The following is an 18,633-nucleotide window of genomic DNA, read 5'->3' as shown; positions in this document are numbered from 1 at the left end:
TTACGAATATTTCATGTTTTTCAGCCGCATTTCCGTGCCATCGTCAGGGCATCGGTAATGTTGGGTTCATCTTCGGCATGATTATCTCGGCGTGAAGCAGGGCTGATACGGCGAAGCATACATCGAGGATTAGATGGACAATTTGGAGGCTGGCAGAGAGACCGGTTCTGTAACAGGCGCAAATGCCGATCTGGCTGCCGTGCTGGTCGCCGGCCGGCAGAGCAGGGGCCGTCGCTGGCGTGGACGCCTGATCGTTCTGGTGTTCGTGATCCTGGCTGCTGCCGCTGCCGCCTATTTCTACATGGGCCGCAGCAGCGCAGAAGTCACCTACACGACCCAGCCGGTCAAACGCGGCGACCTCACAGTGCTCGTCACCGCCACCGGTTCCGTCCAGCCGACACAACAGGTGGATATATCGAGCGAATTGTCGGGTACCATGCGCGACGTCAATGTCGACTATAACAGCACCGTCAAGGCAGGCGATGTTCTGGCCGTCCTCGACACCAACAAGCTGGAAGCCGATGTGAAGAGTTCGCGTGCCAAGCTCAACTCGTCAAAGGCCAATGTGGTCAAGGCGAATGCCGATCTGGAATCGGCTGCGACCTCGCTCGACCGCCTGAAGAGCCTCGTGAAAAGTAACGTCTCCACCCAGCAGAGCCTCGACGACGCGACATACAAATATGACTCGGCAGTCGCCGCCAAAGATATCAATGAGGCCGAGGTCCTGGCTTCCGAGGCGGACCTGCAGCTTGCCGAGGTCAATCTCGGCAAGGCGAAGATCGTCTCGCCGATCGATGGCGTGATCCTCACCCGCTCCGTCGATCCGGGTGCGACCGTTGCTGCCTCGCTTTCGGCGCCCGTGCTTTTCACGATTGCCGGCGATCTCAAGAAGATGGAGCTGCAAGTGGATGTCGATGAGGCTGATGTCGGCCAGATCGCCGTCGGCCAGAAGGCGACCTTCACTGTCGATGCCTATCCCGACCGCACCTTCCCGGCCGTGATCGAGCAGATCCGCTTTGCTTCCGAAGTGGTCAACAATGTCGTCACCTACAAGGCGGTCCTCTCGGTCGACAATGCCGACTTGCTGCTGCGCCCCGGCATGACGGCGACATCGGATATCACCGTCGAGGCCGTCAAGGATACCCTGATGGTGCCGAATGCGGCCCTCCGTTATGCGCCGCCGCAAGTGGAAGGGCGCGGTGGTCGCGGTATCTTCAGCCTGTTCCGTCCGCCCCGTCTGCCCCGCAGTGGCGGCGGTGGTGATTCCAAGCTCACCGGCACGCAGCGCCGCGTCTGGGTGCTGCGCGACAGCCACCCCGCGCCCGTCGTGATCCAGGTCGGCTCCTCCGATGGTCAGTTCACCCAGGTCACATCGGGCGAACTCACCGAAAAGGATGCAATCATCACCGATGCCGCGGCACGGGCGAACTGACGGGAGCCGATGATGGAACGCCCGCCGCTTCTCGAATTCAGGCAGGTCTCGAAAATCTACGGTGAGGGCGCTGCGGCCATCCGCGCGCTCGACCATGTGGACCTTTCGATCCGCGAGCATGAATTCGTCGCGATCATGGGACCATCCGGTTCCGGCAAGTCGACGGCGATGAATATTCTCGGCTGCCTCGATGTGCCGACCTCGGGCGACTACATTTTCCAGGGCATTTCGACAAGCGGCTTCGATCGCAGCCAGCTGACGTTGCTGCGCCGCCATATGCTGGGCTTCGTCTTCCAGGGCTTCAACCTGTTGTCGCGTACCTCCGCCGTGGAGAATGTCGAACTGCCGCTGATTTATCGTGGCATGGCAGTCGGCGAGCGGCGCAGGCGGGCGAGGGAAGCGCTCGGCCTCGTCGGCCTGTCGGGCAGGGAAAACCACAAGACCCAGGAACTCTCCGGCGGTCAGCAGCAGCGTGTGGCGATCGCCCGCGCCATCGTCACCGAACCAGCCCTGCTGCTTGCCGACGAGCCGACCGGCAACCTCGATACCAAGACCAGCATGGAGATCATGGATCTGATGACGCGGCTGAACCGCGAACAGGGCATCACCATCGTCATGGTCACGCACGAGCCCGATATCGCCGCCTACGCGGGACGCCTGCTGCGCTTCGTCGACGGCAAGCTGGAAACCGAGGTCGAGCATCAGCGGAGGGCGGAACATGTTCTTTGAGACGCTGAAGCTGGCGCTGCGCGCCATCAGCCGCAATCTTCTGCGTTCCTTCCTGACCGTGCTCGGCGTCGTCATCGGCGTTGCGGCCGTCATCGCGCTCGTCACCATCGGCAATGGCACGACGGCGCAGGTTTCTACCGAGCTTTCGCGCCTTGGCACCAACATGCTCTTCGTGCGCCCCGGCCAGTTCGGTCCCGGCCGCGCCAGCTCCGAGGCGCGGCGCTTCACGCTGAAAGATGTCGAAGCGATCCGCGATCAGGTCTCCGGCCTGCGGGCAGTGGCGCCGTCCAATCAGTCAACGGCGACGGTCATCTTCGGTGGGCAGAACCATTCCACCACAGTCTACGGCACGACCAACGACTATTTCATCGCACAGGACTGGGATCTGGCGCTTGGCCGCAATTTCACGCCGGCAGAAGAGCGCGGCCAGTCGCGCTGCATCATCGGCGAGACCGTGCGCGAGCAGCTTTTCGGCGCCGCCGATCCGACCGGCCAGCTGATCCGTGTCGGCAAGGTTTCCTGCCCGGTCATCGGCGTCCTGGCAAAGCGCGGCCAGTCCGGCATGGGCAACGACCAGGACGATGCCGTCATCATGCCCGTCAAGGTGTTCCAGCGACGCATCAGCGGCAGCTCCAATGTGCCGACGATCCTCATCTCCGCGCGTGACGGCGTCTCGACATCAAAGGTGCAAGCCGATGTCGAAAACCTGCTGCGCGAACGCCGCAAGATCATTCCCGGCCGTCAGGATGATTTCAACGTCAACGACATGACGCAGATCGCCGAAGCCATGACTGGTACGACGACGTTGCTGACCGGTCTGCTCGGCGCGGTCGCCGCCGTCAGCCTGCTCGTCGGCGGTATCGGCATCATGAACATCATGCTGGTATCGGTGACAGAGCGCACGCGCGAGATCGGTATCCGTCTTGCGATCGGCGCACTTGAAAACCAGGTGCTGACGCAATTCCTCGTCGAGGCCGTCGCCCTGTCCCTTTTCGGCGGCATAGCCGGCATCATGCTGGGTCTGACACTTGCATACGGTACGGTCAGCTTCCTCAATGTGCCCTTTGTGGTCAGCCCGCTCATCATCTTCATTGCCTTCGTCTTCTCGGCGGCGATCGGCATGATCTTCGGCTTCTTTCCGGCCAGACGCGCAGCACAGCTCAATCCCATCGAGGCGCTGCGTCACGAGTAAGGGGAGTGCTTTCGCGTACTGCATGACTTTGATATATCAGGATAACGTGTCTTCGGCATTTAACCGTGCCAGTATTGATATATCAGTCTGGGATTCGCCCGCATGCAGGAATCGCTAAGCCATCTCGCCTATCTGGCGCTGGAGCACGCTATCGTGACACTGGCTTTGGCGCCGGGTGCGTTGGTAACGGAAAAACAGCTCATCGATCTTGCGGGCCATGGCCGCACACCGGTGCGCGAAGCGATCCAGAAACTTGCCTGGCAGGGGCTGATCGTGGTGAAGCCGCGCGTCGGCCTGCAGATCGCCGAAATCCATGCTGAAGATCATGCCAATGTCATGCAGGTGCGCCGCAAGCTGGAGCCGGTTGCGGCAGCTCTCGTCGCCGATGCTGCGAATGAGGAGCAGAGGACCCGGCTCGTCGCCTGCGCCCGCGCCATGGAGGAATGCGCTGTCAACGGCGATGTGGCGCGCTTTTTCGCCGCCGACAAGGCCTTTGACGAGATCATCGAGGACGCCTGCCCGAACAGTTTCATGACTGCAGCATTGGGGCCGGTCCAGACCCATTCTCGCCGCCTGTGGTATTCGACCGCCAATCCGGAACGGATGGATCGCTCCATCTCCCTCCACGTCGCGGTCATCAGGGCCATTCATCAGGGTGGGGTCGAGCAGGCGCGCGAGGCCATGGCCGATCTGATCGATTATCTGAGCCAGAAATAGAAACGGCCCCGTTTCCGGAGCCGTTACCTGAGAATATATATTCCCGCCTCAGCCAACGAAGGCGCGTTCAATCACGAATTCGGCGGGCTTGCTGTTGGCGCCTTCTTCGAGACCGGCCTTTTCCAGAAGCTCCTTGGTGTCTTTCAACATAGCGGAAGAACCGCAGATCATGCCGCGGTCGATTGCCGGATCGATCGGCGGCACGCCGAGATCGGTGAAGAGCTTGCCGGAAGAAATCAGGTCGGTGATGCGGCCGCGATATTCGAAATCTTCGCGGGTGACGGTCGCATAGTGGCGCAGCTTGTCGCCGACGACTTCCTTGAGGAGCTCGTCATTCTGGATCTCGTGGACGAGATCGAAGCCATATTTTAGCTCGGAAATCTCGCGCGTCGTATGCGTGAGGATGACCTCGTCAAACTTCTCGTAGGTTTCCGGATCGCGGATGAGGCTCGCGAACGGCGCGACGCCGGTGCCGGTCGAGAACATGTAGAGGCGTTTGCCCGGGGTGAGCGCGTCGAGAACCAGCGTGCCCGTCGGCTTCTTGCGCATCAGCACCTGGTCGCCCGGCTTGATGAGCTGCAGATGCGAGGTCAGTGGGCCATCCGGCACCTTGATGGAGAAGAATTCCAGCTCTTCGGCCCAGGCCGGGCTTGCGATCGAATAGGCGCGGAAGACCGGCTTGCCTTCGACCATCAGGCCGATCATTGCGAATTCGCCCGAACGGAAACGGAAGCCATCTGGCCGGGTCATCGTGAAACGGAAGAGCCGGTCAGTGTAATGCGTCACGCTCAGCACCGTCTCGGCGTAAACGCCGGCGGGAATGGCGGAGGCAAATTCTTCGGTCTTTGCGGGAGCGTTCATTTCGATATCGGACTCGTCGTTCGTAGGATGATCATCGGCATGCGAGGCAGATATTACAAAACCTCGCTGAATTAAAGGCAATCCATTCCATCGCACGGCTGGGGAGCGAAATATGCATGTCACGGTCAGGATTCTTGGCCTGTGATGAACTGTCGCTTTTGCGCTGGCTAAGCTATTCAAAGGATGCATATTAGGCGAAAAACGACGCCCGCCGCGGCGCGGGGCGCGACAGGTGGTCACGGGGGAACATGAAAATCTTCAATTACAAGCGCGTTCCTTACGCGGAAATGCGCGCATTTTCCGTCCATATACTGACGGCGTCCGGTTCCTTCCTTGCCTTTCTCGGTGTGGTGGCCGCCGCCGAGCATCGCTTCGTCGACATGTTCTGGTGGCTGGGTCTTGCGCTGCTGGTCGATGGCATCGACGGGCCGATCGCCCGCAAGGTGCGCGTCAAGGAAGTCCTGCCCAACTGGTCCGGCGACACACTCGACAATATCATCGATTACGTGACCTATGTGCTGCTGCCGGCCTTTGCGCTCTATCAGAGCGGCATGATCGGCGAGCCCTGGTCTTTCGCCGCCGCCGGCATGATCGTCGTTTCCAGCGCCATCTATTATGCCGATATGGGCATGAAGACGGAGGAGTATTTCTTTTCCGGCTTCCCCGTCGTCTGGAATATGGTGGTCTTCACGCTCTTCGTCATGCATGCGAGCGAAATGACCGCCTTTATCGTCGTCACCGTCTCCGTGATCCTGACTTTCCTGCCGATCAACTTCCTGCATCCCGTACGGGTCCAGCGTCTGCGCCCTTTGAACCTCGGCGTCTTTCTGTTGTGGTCGGCACTCGGTGCCTATTCGCTGCTGAAGTATTTCGACATGCCGCAATGGGCAGTCGTTCTCTTCATCGTGAGCGGCATCTATCTTTACGTTATCGGTGCCGTGCTCCAATTCTTCCCGGCGCTTGGACGTAAATGAGGTAGACTGAGATGACAAAGACGAAGGCGGTTTCTTTCTCCAGAAACGGTGGCCCCGAGGTTTTCGAATATGTCGATATCGATCTGCCGCCGCCTTCTGAGGGGCAGGTGCAGATCCGCCAGCAAGCGGTCGGGCTGAATTTCATCGATGTCTATTTCCGCGACGGCACTTACAAGGCGCCGCATCTGCCCTTCGTGACCGGCAAGGAAGCCGCCGGCGTTGTCACGACAATTGGCCCTGGTGTGACCGATTTCGCCGTGGGCGACCGCGTCGCTTATGCCAGTGCCGATGGCGCCTATAGCGCGGAACGCAATATCGAGACGAAACATCTGGTAAAGGTGCCTGACGGCATCAGCCTGGAAACGGCCGCTGCCATGATGCTGAAGGGCATGACGGCGGAATATCTGTTGAACCGAACCTTCAAGGTCGGCCCCGAGACCGTGCTGCTGTTTCATGCCGCAGCCGGCGGCGTCGGCCTCATCGCCGGCCAGTGGGCGAAGGCGCTCGGTGCAACCGTCATCGGCACGGCAGGCTCCGCCGACAAGGTTCAGTTGGCGCTCGAACGTGGCTATGATCATGTCATCAACTACAAGACCGAGAATTTCGCAGAGCGCGTGCGGGAGATCACCGGTGGCAAGGGTGTCGACGTGGTCTATGACTCGATCGGCCGCGACACTTTCCCGCAATCGCTGGATTGCCTGAAGCCGCGCGGGCTCTTCGCGTCGTTTGGACAGTCCTCGGGCGCGATCGAGAATTTTACCATGGCGCATCTCGCCCAGAGGGGCTCGCTCTATGCCACGCGGCCGACGCTCTTCACCTATATCGCCACACGTCAGGAGCTAACCGATTGTGCAAACCATCTATTTGATGTTGTGCGCAGCAACAAAGTGCGTATCAATATCAACCAAACCTATCCGCTGCGTGAGGTTGGGCGGGCCCACGCAGATCTGGAAACAAGAAGAACAACCGGAACGACGCTGCTGATTCCATGAGATCCGAACGGACCGGTCGGCAGAAGAAATGAGGGGAACGTGTCGCCATTGAATGTGCCGGCTTCCGGTGCGTTATTATCGGTCCAGAAGCTGACGAAATTCTTCGGTAGCTTTGCCGCCTGCAATGAAATCGATCTCGATATAGCGCCGGGCGAAATTCATGCGCTCCTCGGCGAAAATGGCGCAGGCAAATCCACACTAGTCAAGATGCTGTTCGGCGTTCTGGAGCCGACGGACGGGCATATTGTTTGGGAGGGCAGGCCGGTCACGATCACCTCGCCGGGCGAGGCCCGCAAGCTCGGCATTGGCATGGTCTTCCAGCATTTCTCGCTGTTCGAGGCACTGACCGTTGCCGAAAACATCGCGCTTTCGCTTGATGACAGCATTCCGATCGGCAGGATCGCCGAAGAGGCGAGGGCGCTGTCGCAGGCCTATGGCCTGCCGCTCGATCCGCACGCCCATGTCGCCGATCTCTCGGTCGGCGAGCGCCAGCGGATCGAGATCGTTCGCGCCCTGCTGCAGAACCCGAAGCTTATTATTCTCGACGAGCCGACATCGGTGCTGACGCCGCAGGAGGCCGACAAGCTCTTCGAAACCCTCTTCAAGCTGCGCGCAGAGGGCCGCTCCGTTCTCTACATCAGCCATCGTCTGGAAGAGGTGCAGCGCATCTGTGATCGCGCCACCGTGCTCCGGCACGGCCGCGTAACCGGCGCCTGCGATCCGAAGCAGGAGACGCCAGCCTCTCTCGCTCGCATGATGGTCGGCAGCGAGGTAGCTTCCGTCACGCACCCCGAGCGCAGTGACAAGGGTGATGTGCAGCTTGCGGTCTCGAACCTTTCCGTCGCCGCACGCACGCCCTTTGCCATGCCGCTGCGCGATGTCTCCATGACGGTACGGTCGGGCGAGATCCTCGCGATCGCCGGTGTTGCGGGCAATGGACAGAGCGAACTCTTCGATGCGCTGTCAGGCGAATATCCTGTCACCTCGGCCGAAGCGATCGTGATCCGCAAGAAGCCGGTCGGAGCGCAGGGCATTACCGCGCGCCGCCTGCTCGGCGCCGGCTTCGTGCCGGAAGAGCGGCATGGCCATGCGGCCGTTTCCGCCATGAAACTCTCCGATAATCTGGTGCTGGCCCGCAACCAGTCCGACCGCAAAGCCTTCCTCGGTATCCTCGGCATCATCCGCTACAGCGCAGTAAAATCTGCCGCACGTCGCATTTCGGAGGCCATGGACGTGCGCAAGAGCGGCGATGACCCCGCCGCAGGCTCGCTCTCCGGCGGCAACCTGCAGAAATTCATCGTCGGCCGCGAGCTTGATCGTCAGCCCTCCGTTCTCGTCGTCAATCAGCCGACCTGGGGCGTGGACGCTGGTGCCGCAAGCCGCATCCGCCAGGCATTGGTGGACCTGGCAAAGGCGGGTTCGGCCGTCGTCGTCATCAGCCAGGATCTCGACGAGATCTTCGAAGTCGCGACTGATATCGCTGTCATTTCCGAGGGACGTCTTTCGAAACCCTACGCGGCAGGTGAACTCACGCGCGAGAAGATCGGCCTGCTGATGGGCGGGCTGCATGAAAGCAAGCATGCTGCGGAGGCTGCTCATGCGCATTGAGCTTGAAAAGCGCCCGCAGGTCTCGAAACTCTATGCCTTCGTTTCACCGCTTCTCGCTCTCGTCCTGACGCTGATATTTGGCGCCATCATGTTCGCCATGCTCGGCAAGGATCCGGTCGAAGCGCTCGACGCCTTCTTCCTCGAGCCGCTTCTGGAAGTGTGGTCGCTGCACGAATTGGCAGTCAAGGCTGCACCGCTGATCCTGATCGCCGTCGGTCTCGCGGTCTGTTATCGCTCCAACAACTGGAACATTGGCGCCGAAGGCCAGTTCACCATCGGCGCGATCACCGGCTCATATATTCCGATCGTCTTCTATGATTGGCATTCGCCGCTCGTCCTGCCGTTGATGCTGATCCTTGGCGCGTTCGGCGGCGCGCTGTTTGCTGCCATTCCGGCGCTCCTGAAGGCGCATTTTAATACCAACGAGATCCTGACCTCGCTGATGCTGGTCTATATTGCCCAGTTGTTTCTCGACTGGCTGATCCGGGGCGCATGGCGTGATCCGAAGGGCTTCAACTTCCCGGTCTCGCGCGATTTCGCGCCGGAAGCGATCGTGCCGGCAATCTGGGAGGAATCGGGACGCGCCCATTGGGCCTTCATCTTCGCGATCATTGCGGCGGTGCTCGTCTGGTTCATGATGCGCTTCACGCTGAAGGGCTTCGAGATCGTCGTGCTCGGCCAGTCGGAACGGGCAGGACGTTTCGCAGGCTTCTCGTCGAAGAAGATGATCTGGTTCAGCTTCCTCTTTTCCGGCGCGCTGGCAGGCCTTGCCGGCATCTGCGAGGTTTCGGGTTCCATCGGCCACCTGCAGCCGGCGATTTCGCCGGGCTATGGCTTCACCGCCATCATCGTCGCTTTCCTCGGCCGCCTCAACCCGCTCGGCATCATCGCTTCGGGTCTGGTGCTGGCATTGACCTATCTGGGTGGTGAGGCGGCGCAGCTTTCGATCGGTGTTTCGGACAAGGTCACCCGGGTCTTTCAGGGGCTGATCCTCTTCTTCGTGCTCTCCTGTGACACGCTGATCTATTACAAAATCCGCATCGTCTGGTCGCGGGTCAGGGGTGGCGTGGCATGAGCATCTTCGAAGCCATTCTTCTGACGGTCATTACCGCCTCCACGCCGCTCGTCATCGCCGCACTCGGCGAACTCGTGACCGAGCGCTCCGGTGTCCTCAATCTCGGGGTCGAGGGCATGATGATCATGGGGGCTGTCGCTGCCTTCGCCGGCGCGCAGATCTCGGGGTCTCCCTATGTCGGCATCATCTGCGGCATCGTCGCGGGCGGGCTGTTTTCGCTGCTCTTCGCCTTCCTGACGCTGACGCTGGTTGCAAACCAGGTGGCGACCGGCCTGGCGCTGACCCTTCTCGGCCTTGGCGTCTCCGGCCAGCTCGGCGAGCCCTATGTCAGCGTACCCGGTATCCGGTTGGAGGAGATCGACATTCCGCTCCTGTCCGATATTCCGGTTATCGGCCCAGTGCTCTTCAAGCAGGACCTGATCTTCTACCTGTCGATCGCATTGCTCCTCGGTGTGAGCTGGTTCTTGTTCAAGAGCCGGACCGGCTTGAAGCTCCGGGCGATCGGTGACAGTCACGGCTCGGCCCATGCGCTTGGCATTCACGTCATCCGCACGCGCTATCTGGCTGTGATGTTCGGCGGTGCCTGCGCGGGTCTCGCCGGTGCGCAGCTTTCGCTCGTCTATACGCCGCAATGGGTGGAGAACATGTCAGCCGGCCGCGGCTGGATCACGCTGGCGCTTGTCGTCTTTGCCTCATGGCGTCCGTGGCGGGTTTTTGCCGGTGGCTATCTGTTCGGCGCGGTCACGATCCTGCAGCTTCATGCACAGGCCTTCGGTCTCGGCATCCCCGCGCAGTTCCTCTCGATGCTGCCCTATGCTGCGACTATTGTGGTTCTCATCATCATTTCTCATAATCGACGCACGACGTTGATCAACACGCCCGCGTCGCTTGGAAAAGCCTTCGTACCGGAGCGATAAAACAAGAACATGGACGGGTTTCCGGAATAACTTCAAACCAACAGGGGTCACCATGAAGAAGTTCGCACTCACACTTGCCGCATCGGCAGCAGCCGTGATCGGCATTTCCTCTGCTGCCGCGGCAGCGGATAAGACGAAGGTCTGCTTCGTCTATGTAGGGGCACACAATGACGGCGGTTATTCGCAGGCGCACGATGTCGGCCGCCAGCAGGTCCAGGCCGAATTCGGCGACAAGATCGAGACGCCTTATCTCGAAAACGTTCCGGAAGGCCCGGATGCCGAGCGCGCCATCGAGCGCCTTGCCCGCTCCGGCTGCCAGCTGATTTTCACCACGTCTTTCGGCTTCATGGACGCGACGGTGAAGGTCGCTGCCAAGTTCCCGAAGGTGAAGTTCGAGCACGGCACCGGTTACAAGTCCGGCCCGAATCTCGCGACCTACAACTCGCGTTTCTATGAAGGTCGCTACATCCTCGGCCAGATCGCTGCCAAAACCTCGAAGAACCACGGCGCTGCCTACATCGCCTCCTTCCCGATCCCGGAAGTGGTCATGGGCATCAACTCCTTCGAGCAGGGCGCCAGGTCGATCGACCCGAGCTTCAAGCTCAAGGTCATCTGGGTCAACACCTGGTTCGACCCGGGCAAGGAAGCCGACGCCGCCAAGGCCATGATCGACCAGGGCGTCGACGTGTTGACGCAGCACACCGACACGACCGCGCCGATGCAGGTGGCCGAAGAACGCGGTATCCACGCTTTCGGTCAGGCATCGGACATGATCGCAGCCGGGCCGAAGGCGCAGCTGACGGCAATCGTCGATACCTGGGGCAACTATTACGCCAAGCGCGTTCATGCGCTTCTGGACGGCACCTGGAAGTCCGAGCAGAGCTGGGACGGCCTGAAGGATGGCATCCTCAAGATGGCGCCCTATACGAACATGCCTGACGACGTAAAGAAAATGGCTGAGGAAACCGAAGCCAAGATCAAGTCCGGCGAACTGCATCCCTTCACCGGTCCGATCAACAAGCAGGACGGCACGCCCTGGCTGAAGGCCGGCGAGAAGGCCGATGACGGCACGCTGCTCGGCATGAACTTCTACGTCGAAGGCGTGGACGACAAGCTGCCGGCGCAATAAGCAGAGTTTGTAACTCGCAGTTGCGAAAAGGCGCCCTGAAAAGGGCGCCTTTTTTGCTGCGGTGCATACCAAAATGCTCATTTACAAAAGTATTACTATATGATTTTTTGATCCTGCGCCGCGAGACGCGGCATTGGGAGGACATCATGAAATTGAAGACTGCACTTTTGAGTGCCACGATTTTGGCTGCCTGCATGTTCGGTTCGGCTTCGGCTGCCGGCTTGACTGTCGGCTTCTCGCAGATCGGCTCGGAATCGGGCTGGCGCGCGGCTGAAACGACCGTGACGAAGGAACAGGCCAAAAAGCGCGGCATCGATCTCAAGTTTGCCGATGCACAGCAGAAACAGGAAAACCAGATCAAGGCTCTTCGTTCCTTCATTGCACAGGGCGTCGATGCCATTCTCGTTGCTCCTGTCGTCGAAACCGGCTGGGACGACGTTCTGAAGGAAGCCAAGGAAGCCAAGATTCCGGTCATCCTTCTCGACCGCACGATCAAGGCTCCCGACGATCTCTACCTGACAGCAGTTACCTCCGACCTGGTCCATGAAGGCAAGGTCGCCGGCGACTTCTTGGTCAAGACCGTCGGCGACAAGAAGTGCAATGTCGTCGAGCTGCAGGGCACGACCGGTTCGTCGCCGGCCATCGCTCGCAAGAAGGGCTTCGAAGAGGCCCTTGCCGGTCACGACAACCTGAAGATCGTTCGCAGCCAGACCGGTGACTTCACCCGCACCAAGGGCAAGGAAGTCATGGAAAGCTTCCTGAAGGCAGAGAATGGCGGCAAGGATATCTGCGCTCTCTACGCCCATAACGACGACATGGCCGTCGGCGCCATCCAGGCGATCAAGGAAGCTGGCCTGAAGCCCGGCAAGGATATCCTCGTCGTCTCCATCGACGCCGTGCCCGATATCTTCAAGGCCATGTCCGAGGGCGAGGCCAATGCCACGGTTGAGCTGACGCCGAACATGGCAGGTCCGGCCTTCGATGCGCTCGATGCTTATCTGAAGGACAAGAAGGCACCGCCGAAGTGGATCCAGACCGAGTCTAAGCTCTACACGCCTGCCGACGACCCGATGAAGGTCTACGAAGAGAAGAAGGGTCAGGGTTACTGATTGCAGCTGGAACCGCACCGGTCCATCATGGACCGGTGCGGAACTGCCGGTACCAGCAGGGCGTCATGCTCGTTTTTGGTTCAGGCGTAAGGCGCAATATCAGGAAACAGCAACCCTCATGGTTCACAATTTCGAGAATATTCTCGCAGCCTCCGGCATATCGAAATTCTTCCCCGGCGCCGTTGCCCTGGATAAGGTGGATTTCACGCTGCGCCGGGGCGAGGTGCATGCGCTTCTCGGCGAAAATGGCGCCGGCAAATCGACGCTCATCAAGTGCATCACAGGTGCCTATCGCCGCGACGGCGGAAGCCTGACGCTGGAAGGTCACGAGATCGATCCGGCCGATACGCTGGCCGCCCAGAAGCTGGGCATCGGCACCGTCTACCAGGAGGTCAACCTCCTTTCCAATCTCAGCGTTGCGGAAAACCTTTTCCTCGGCCGCCAGCCGAAGCGCTTCGGCATGATCGATGCCCGCACCATGAATCGGAAGGCCCGCGAACTTCTGGCAGGCTATGGCCTCGATATCGATGTAACCGCGCAGCTCGACCGATTTTCGGTCGCCGTCCAGCAGATCGTGGCTATCGCCCGGGCCGTCGACCTCTCCGGCAAGGTGCTCATTCTGGATGAGCCAACGGCCAGTCTCGATACGCATGAAGTCGAAATGCTTTTTGGCGTCATAAATGACTTGAAGAAGCGCGGATTAGGCATTGTCTTTATTACCCATTTCCTTGAGCAGGTTTATGCAATCAGCGACCGCATCACCGTGCTGCGAAATGGCCGGCTCGTCGGTACGCACGAGGCAGCCGAACTGCCGCGGCAGAACCTGATCGCCATGATGCTCGGGCGCGAACTCGCCCAGACGGAACATGCCGCCAAAGAACGCACCATTGCCGCCGGCGAGGTCAAATATACTTTCGAGGGCTTTGGGAAACGCGGCAAGGTGAAGCCCTTCGATCTCGAGGTCCGCGTCGGCGAAGTCGTCGGCATTGCCGGACTTCTGGGCTCCGGGCGCACAGAGACCGCCGAACTCATGTTCGGTATCGAAAGTGCCGACAGCGGCATCGCCAGGATCGATGGATCGCCGGTGACGCTGTCAAGCCCGCGTGCTGCGATCGGCAAGGGTTTCGGCTTTTGCCCGGAGGACCGCAAGACGGATGGGATCATCGGCGACCTGTCGATCCGCGAGAACATCGCCCTTGCCCTGCAGGCCCGCCGAGGCTGGGCACGGCCGCTTTCGCGCGCAGAACAGAATGCGATTGCCGACGAATACATCAAGGCGCTCGATATCCGCACGACCGATCGCGAAAAACCCATCCGGCTGCTGTCGGGCGGCAATCAGCAGAAGGCGATCCTTGCCCGCTGGCTCGCTACAAATCCGGATTTCCTGATCCTGGACGAACCGACCCGTGGCATCGATGTCGGTGCTCATGCCGAGATCATCAAGCTGATCGAGCAATTGTGCGCCAGGGGCATGTCGCTGATCGTCATTTCCTCGGAACTGGAAGAGCTGGTCGCCTACAGTTCGCGCGTCATCGTACTGCGCGATCGCGAACATATCGCTGAATTGACCGGTGAGCGCATTACCGCCGCCGGCATCGTCGACGCCATTGCTGCCGCCGACAAACGAACGGAGGATGCATGACTGCCTCGCTGAAGGTGCTGGGCTCTCGTCTTGCGCCACAATTGATTGCGCTTTTGGTTGTTCTTCTTTTGAATTTCAGCTTTTTCCCGCAGTTTCTTGATGTGATTGTTCAAAACGGCCGGCTCTATGGGAGCATCATCGATGTGCTCAATCGCGGCGCGCCTGTGGCGTTGCTGGCGATTGGCATGACCCTCGTCATCGCCACCAAGGGCATCGACCTTTCGGTCGGCGCCGTGATCGCGATCTGCGGCGCCGTCGCGGCCTCGTCGATCGTCGAAGGCAATTCGCTTGCCTATACTCTGGCGCTTACCGTTATCATCGGTCTGCTCTGCGGCTTCTGGAACGGTTTTCTCGTTGCCGTCCTCAATATCCAGCCGATCATTGCGACCCTTGTTTTGATGGTCGCCGGCCGCGGGATAGCCCAGCTCATTACCGAAGGTGTCATCATGACCTTCAACGATGACGGGCTGATCTTTCTCGGCAGCGGCTCCTTCGCCTTCCTGCCCATGCCCGTCGTCATCTGGCTGATCGCCGCCCTGCTTGTCATCCTGCTGGTTCGCCGCACGGCGCTCGGCATGCTGATCGAGGCTGTCGGCATCAACAGGCGCGCGAGCACGCTTTCAGGCGTACAGACGCCGGTGCTGCTGATGGCGGTCTATATGCTGAGCGGCCTCTGCGCGTCCATCGCCGGCATCATCGTCGCCGCCGACATCAAGGGGGCGGACGCCAACAATGCCGGCCTCTGGCTGGAGCTCGATGCCATCCTCGCCGTTGTCGTCGGCGGTAATTCGCTGCTCGGCGGCCGCTTCAGCATCATCGGTTCGCTGATCGGCGCGATGATCATCCAGGCGGTCAACACCGGTATCCTGCTTTCCGGCTTTCCGCCGGAGTTCAACCTCATCATCAAGGCGGTCATCATCATTGTCATCCTGGTCATCCAGTCGCCGGCCATGCAATCGCTCGCCAGCTTCTTCACTCGCCGGACGGACGCAGGAGGGCACAAATGAATTCCAAATATTTGCCGCTCCTTGCAACGATCGTCATCTTCGTGCTCGCCTATGCGGTCTGCACGCTGCAATATCCGAACATGCTGTCGACACGCGTCATCGGCAACCTGCTGACGGATAACGCATTTCTCGGCATTGCCGCCGTCGGCATGACCTTTGTCATCATCTCCGGTGGTATCGATCTGTCGATCGGGTCCGTCATCGCCTTCACTGGCGTCTTTCTGGCCGTGGTCCTGCAGAACACCAGCATTCATCCGCTGGCCGCCTTCGCAATCGTTCTCATCATCACCACGGCCTTCGGTGCGGTCATGGGAATGATCATTCACTTCCTGCAAATGCCACCCTTCATCGTGACACTTGCCGGGATGTTCCTTGCTCGCGGCATGGCCTATGTCCTGTCGATCGACAGCATTCCGATCAATCACGAATATTATTCGACGCTGACCAGCCTCTACTACCGTCTGCCGGGCGGTGGGCGCTTGACGCTGATCGGCGGCATCATGCTGGTCGTCTTCGCAACCGGCATCTTCATCGCCCATCGCACCCGTTTCGGGACCAACGTCTATGCGCTGGGCGGCGGCGTGCAGACGGCGCAATTGATGGGCGTTCCGGTGGCGCGCACGACGATCCAGATCTACGCATTGTCAGGTTTCCTGGCGGGCCTATCCGGAATCGTTTTTTCCCTATACACCTCTGCCGGATATTCTCTTGCGGCGGTGGGCGTCGAACTGGATGCCATCGCGGCAGTCGTCATTGGAGGGACGCTGCTGACAGGAGGAGCGGGATTCGTGGCAGGGACCTTCATCGGTCTGCTGATCCAGGGGCTCATTCAGACTTACATCACCTTCGATGGTACGCTGTCGAGCTGGTGGACGAAAATCCTGATTGGCCTGCTGCTTTTTGCATTCATGGTAATGCAGAAGGCCATCCTTTTCCTTTCCAGTCTGAACAGGAGATATGGCTAGGAGGAGTAACGGATTGCGCAACAGACAGCTTGAAACCCGTAAGGCAGGGCGAAGAACCCGAACAAGCCACGCGCATGTCGTCGACGAACTCGGCCGTTCAATCGTTGCCGGCATCTATCCTGTCGGCACGATCTTGCCTGGAGATGGAGAGCTGGCGCAGCGCTTCAAGGTCTCACGCACGGTGCTGCGTGAAACGATGAAGACGCTTGCCGCCAAGGGCATGGTCGTTGCAAAGGCGCGTGTCGGCACGCGTGTGACGGAAAAGAACTTCTGGAACATGTTCGACACCGAAATCATCTCCTGGCATTTCGCCAACGGTGTCAGCGAAGAATTCCTCCTGCAACTCTACGATATCCGCCTGGCTTTCGAACCATTTGCCGCCGGTCTCGTGGCCGAGCGTGCAAACCCGGCCGATATCGAATTGCTGCGCGGTCTGGCGCTCGACATGGCCGCAAGCGGCCACACGTCCGACAGCTTGGCACTTGCCGACTTGCGCTTCCATCTCGCCGTTTCCGAGGTATCCCACAATCCCTTCATGCGTACGCTCGGTGGGCTTATCGAGGCGGCACTCGTCGGTATGTTCCGCATGAGCACGCCGCCCTCGCAGAACGGTTTCGCCAACATCGCCGAAACCCACATGCGCATCGTCGACGCCATCGCTGTAGGTAATTCCGCAGCGGCACGCAAAGCGATGGAAGATGTGATTGTTGAGGGCAGGGATCACGTCCACGAAGCCTTCTCCGCGCTCTCCGAGCCCATCGTTTCCCTGCCGATTTCTTCTTTTTGAAGCCTCGCCTTGCTGCTATGAGCGGCAGAACAGCCGACTAGCAATGGATTCTCGGAGTCTGCCCATGGAACGCACCTGCCTTGCCGTCATTCTCGCCGCCGGCGACAGCACGCGCATGAAATCCGCAAAATCGAAGGTGCTTCATGAGGTCGCCGGCCGCCCGATGATCGCCCATGTCGTCGATGCCGTGGCCGCGACAGGCGTTTCATCCGTGGCCCTCGTCGTCGGCCGCGATGCCGAGAAAGTGGCGAGGGCCGCCGATATCGGCGGCGTGACGATCAAATCCTATATTCAGGAACAGCGTCTCGGTACCGGCCACGCTGTTCTCGCCGCCCGCGAGGCGATTGCCGAAGGCTATGACGATATCCTTGTGACCTACGGTGATGTGCCGCTCCAGACGGCGGGTCCGCTGCTCGAGGCGCGCAAGGCGATTGCCGAAGGCAGTGACATCGTCGTGATTGGTTTTCACACGGATCATCCGACCGGCTACGGACGTCTGCTCGTCAAGGATGGCGAACTGATTGCTATCCGCGAGGAAAAGGACGCGACCGATGCCGAGCGCACCGTCAAGTGGTGCAATAGCGGCCTGATGGCGATCAACGGCCGCAAGGCGCTCGACCTTCTGTCACGCATCGGCAACAGCAATGCCAAGGGCGAATATTATCTGACCGATCTCGTCGAGATCGCCCGCTCGCTGGGTGGCCGCGTCACTGCCGTCGATGCGCCTGAAGTCGAGATGGCCGGCTGCAACAACCGTGCTGAACTCGCTGCGATCGAACGTTTCTGGCAGGAGCGCCGCCGCCACGAGTTGATGCTCTCGGGTGTTACGATGATCGCTCCGGAAACGGTCTTTCTCTCTTACGACACGGTCATCGGCCAGGATGCCTTGGTCGAGCCGAACGTCGTCTTCGGTCCCGGCGCCGTCATCGATAGCGGCGCGGTCATTCATGCCTTCTCGCATATCGAGGGCGCCCACGTCAGCGAAGGCGCAACGGTCGGTCCGTTTGCGCGTCTGCGGCCGGGTGCCGATCTCTCTGTTGGCTCCAAGGTCGGCAATTTCTGCGAGGTCAAGAACGGCAAGATCGGCGAAGGCGCCAAGGTCAATCATCTGACCTATATCGGTGATGCCGTCATCGGCTCCGGCACCAATATCGGTGCCGGCACGATCACCTGCAATTATGACGGCGTGAACAAGTTCGAGACTGTTATCGGCAAGGACACTTTCATCGGCTCGAACTCGTCGCTGGTTGCTCCCGTCACGATAGGGGACAGCGCCTATATCGCTTCGGGTAGCGTCATCACAGCGGATGTGCCTGATAATGCGCTGGCTTTCGGCCGTGCGCGGCAGGAAATCAAGCCCGAGCGGGCCAAGCTACTACGCGAGCGGGCACTTGCCATCAAGGCGGCGAAAAAGGCCAAGGGTTGAGCCTTCTTGCGTAACGGGCGGAAACCGAAAGTGACCGCCGTACCAATTGAGAAATAAGCGAGAATCGCTAG

General features: G+C 60.0%; 17 protein-coding genes. 16 read left to right on the top strand and 1 reads right to left on the bottom strand.

The window, feature by feature from the left end; genetic code table 11:
- The first annotated feature begins 133 nt into the window (after window positions 1-133).
- The 4 genes from AC1DM5_RS02790 to AC1DM5_RS02775 all read left to right on the top strand — a co-directional run bounded on the left by AC1DM5_RS02790 (window position 134) and on the right by AC1DM5_RS02775 (window position 4,070).
- Window positions 134-1,432 carry an efflux RND transporter periplasmic adaptor subunit gene (locus tag AC1DM5_RS02790; protein ID WP_477974552.1) on the top strand — a complete coding sequence of 433 codons (1,299 nt, stop codon included), beginning with the start codon at window positions 134-136 and terminating at the stop codon, window positions 1,430-1,432.
- 12 nt (window positions 1,433-1,444) lie between these two features.
- Window positions 1,445-2,161, top strand: a complete 717-nt coding sequence (locus AC1DM5_RS02785; RefSeq protein WP_477822504.1) for an ABC transporter ATP-binding protein — start codon at window positions 1,445-1,447, stop codon at window positions 2,159-2,161.
- A complete protein-coding gene (locus tag AC1DM5_RS02780) occupies window positions 2,151-3,353 on the top strand; it encodes an ABC transporter permease (RefSeq protein WP_439014919.1) in 1,203 nt (400 codons plus the stop codon). The genes AC1DM5_RS02785 and AC1DM5_RS02780 overlap by 11 nt, the downstream gene beginning before the upstream one ends.
- 102 nt (window positions 3,354-3,455) lie before the next feature.
- Window positions 3,456-4,070: a GntR family transcriptional regulator gene (locus AC1DM5_RS02775; RefSeq protein ID WP_477822503.1), complete on the top strand. Its 615-nt coding sequence runs from the start codon at window positions 3,456-3,458 to the stop codon at window positions 4,068-4,070.
- A gap of 48 nt (window positions 4,071-4,118) precedes the next feature.
- Here the strand turns inward: AC1DM5_RS02775 and AC1DM5_RS02770 are convergent, their stop codons facing one another.
- Window positions 4,119-4,931: a ferredoxin--NADP reductase gene (locus AC1DM5_RS02770; RefSeq protein ID WP_113319894.1), complete on the bottom strand. Its 813-nt coding sequence runs from the start codon at window positions 4,929-4,931 to the stop codon at window positions 4,119-4,121.
- 248 nt (window positions 4,932-5,179) lie between these two features.
- Here AC1DM5_RS02770 and pcsA point away from each other — a divergent pair, with 248 nt between their 5' ends.
- The 12 genes from pcsA (at window position 5,180) to glmU (ending at window position 18,562) form a co-directional block, all read left to right on the top strand.
- A complete protein-coding gene (gene pcsA / locus AC1DM5_RS02765; protein WP_113319895.1) occupies window positions 5,180-5,905 on the top strand; it encodes a phosphatidylcholine synthase in 726 nt (241 codons plus the stop codon).
- 11 nt (window positions 5,906-5,916) lie between these two features.
- Window positions 5,917-6,897, top strand: coding sequence for a quinone oxidoreductase family protein (locus tag AC1DM5_RS02760; RefSeq protein WP_477974550.1), 981 nt, complete (start codon window positions 5,917-5,919; stop codon window positions 6,895-6,897).
- A 39-nt stretch (window positions 6,898-6,936) separates the two neighbouring features.
- Window positions 6,937-8,505, top strand: coding sequence for an ABC transporter ATP-binding protein (locus AC1DM5_RS02755; protein WP_477822501.1), 1,569 nt, complete (start codon window positions 6,937-6,939; stop codon window positions 8,503-8,505).
- On the top strand, window positions 8,495-9,580 hold the full coding sequence (locus AC1DM5_RS02750) for an ABC transporter permease (protein WP_477822500.1): 1,086 nt from the start codon (window positions 8,495-8,497) through the stop codon (window positions 9,578-9,580). The genes AC1DM5_RS02755 and AC1DM5_RS02750 overlap by 11 nt, the downstream gene beginning before the upstream one ends.
- Complete coding sequence (locus AC1DM5_RS02745; RefSeq protein WP_477822499.1) at window positions 9,577-10,497, top strand: ABC transporter permease; 921 nt, start codon at window positions 9,577-9,579, stop codon at window positions 10,495-10,497. Before AC1DM5_RS02750 ends, AC1DM5_RS02745 begins: the two co-directional genes overlap by 4 nt.
- Window positions 10,498-10,549: 52 nt before the next feature.
- The gene (locus tag AC1DM5_RS02740; protein WP_477974548.1) at window positions 10,550-11,626 is read left to right on the top strand and encodes a BMP family ABC transporter substrate-binding protein; all 1,077 of its coding nucleotides are present in this window, start codon (window positions 10,550-10,552) and stop codon (window positions 11,624-11,626) included.
- A 146-nt stretch (window positions 11,627-11,772) separates the two neighbouring features.
- Window positions 11,773-12,735 (top strand): galactofuranose ABC transporter, galactofuranose-binding protein YtfQ, encoded by a 963-nt coding sequence (gene ytfQ / locus AC1DM5_RS02735; protein WP_007826690.1) that lies wholly within the window; start codon window positions 11,773-11,775, stop codon window positions 12,733-12,735.
- Between the two features lie 118 nt (window positions 12,736-12,853).
- Entirely contained in the window at window positions 12,854-14,377 is a 1,524-nt protein-coding gene (ytfR, locus tag AC1DM5_RS02730; protein ID WP_477822497.1) for a galactofuranose ABC transporter, ATP-binding protein YtfR, read from the top strand.
- A complete protein-coding gene (locus AC1DM5_RS02725) occupies window positions 14,374-15,384 on the top strand; it encodes an ABC transporter permease (protein ID WP_113319902.1) in 1,011 nt (336 codons plus the stop codon). Before ytfR ends, AC1DM5_RS02725 begins: the two co-directional genes overlap by 4 nt.
- Complete coding sequence (gene yjfF / locus AC1DM5_RS02720) at window positions 15,381-16,349, top strand: galactofuranose ABC transporter, permease protein YjfF (RefSeq protein ID WP_007826686.1); 969 nt, start codon at window positions 15,381-15,383, stop codon at window positions 16,347-16,349. Before AC1DM5_RS02725 ends, yjfF begins: the two co-directional genes overlap by 4 nt.
- A gap of 13 nt (window positions 16,350-16,362) precedes the next feature.
- Complete coding sequence (locus AC1DM5_RS02715) at window positions 16,363-17,136, top strand: FadR/GntR family transcriptional regulator (protein WP_477822496.1); 774 nt, start codon at window positions 16,363-16,365, stop codon at window positions 17,134-17,136.
- A gap of 64 nt (window positions 17,137-17,200) precedes the next feature.
- Entirely contained in the window at window positions 17,201-18,562 is a 1,362-nt protein-coding gene (gene glmU, locus AC1DM5_RS02710) for a bifunctional UDP-N-acetylglucosamine diphosphorylase/glucosamine-1-phosphate N-acetyltransferase GlmU (RefSeq protein WP_477974546.1), read from the top strand.
- The last annotated feature ends 71 nt before the right edge of the window (window positions 18,563-18,633 follow it).

The organism is Rhizobium sp. 01T437, from assembly GCF_056398505.1.
The sequence above is the reverse complement of the archived record's forward strand: the minus strand, read 5'-3'. Positions and strand labels throughout refer to the sequence as shown.

Bases quoted from the DNA above. Each gene is read 5' to 3' on its own strand.
- AC1DM5_RS02790 (WP_477974552.1), top strand. From the start codon at position 134: ATGGACAATTTGGAGGCTGGCAGAGAGACCGGTTCTGTAACAGGCGCA.
- AC1DM5_RS02785 (WP_477822504.1), top strand. From the start codon at position 1,445: ATGGAACGCCCGCCGCTTCTCGAATTCAGGCAGGTCTCGAAAATCTAC.
- AC1DM5_RS02780 (WP_439014919.1), top strand. From the start codon at position 2,151: ATGTTCTTTGAGACGCTGAAGCTGGCGCTGCGCGCCATCAGCCGCAAT.
- AC1DM5_RS02775 (WP_477822503.1), top strand. From the start codon at position 3,456: ATGCAGGAATCGCTAAGCCATCTCGCCTATCTGGCGCTGGAGCACGCT.
- AC1DM5_RS02770 (WP_113319894.1), bottom strand. From the start codon at position 4,931: ATGAACGCTCCCGCAAAGACCGAAGAATTTGCCTCCGCCATTCCCGCC.
- pcsA (WP_113319895.1), top strand. From the start codon at position 5,180: ATGAAAATCTTCAATTACAAGCGCGTTCCTTACGCGGAAATGCGCGCA.
- AC1DM5_RS02760 (WP_477974550.1), top strand. From the start codon at position 5,917: ATGACAAAGACGAAGGCGGTTTCTTTCTCCAGAAACGGTGGCCCCGAG.
- AC1DM5_RS02750 (WP_477822500.1), top strand. From the start codon at position 8,495: ATGCGCATTGAGCTTGAAAAGCGCCCGCAGGTCTCGAAACTCTATGCC.
- AC1DM5_RS02745 (WP_477822499.1), top strand. From the start codon at position 9,577: ATGAGCATCTTCGAAGCCATTCTTCTGACGGTCATTACCGCCTCCACG.
- AC1DM5_RS02740 (WP_477974548.1), top strand. From the start codon at position 10,550: ATGAAGAAGTTCGCACTCACACTTGCCGCATCGGCAGCAGCCGTGATC.
- ytfQ (WP_007826690.1), top strand. From the start codon at position 11,773: ATGAAATTGAAGACTGCACTTTTGAGTGCCACGATTTTGGCTGCCTGC.
- ytfR (WP_477822497.1), top strand. From the start codon at position 12,854: ATGGTTCACAATTTCGAGAATATTCTCGCAGCCTCCGGCATATCGAAA.
- AC1DM5_RS02725 (WP_113319902.1), top strand. From the start codon at position 14,374: ATGACTGCCTCGCTGAAGGTGCTGGGCTCTCGTCTTGCGCCACAATTG.
- yjfF (WP_007826686.1), top strand. From the start codon at position 15,381: ATGAATTCCAAATATTTGCCGCTCCTTGCAACGATCGTCATCTTCGTG.
- glmU (WP_477974546.1), top strand. From the start codon at position 17,201: ATGGAACGCACCTGCCTTGCCGTCATTCTCGCCGCCGGCGACAGCACG.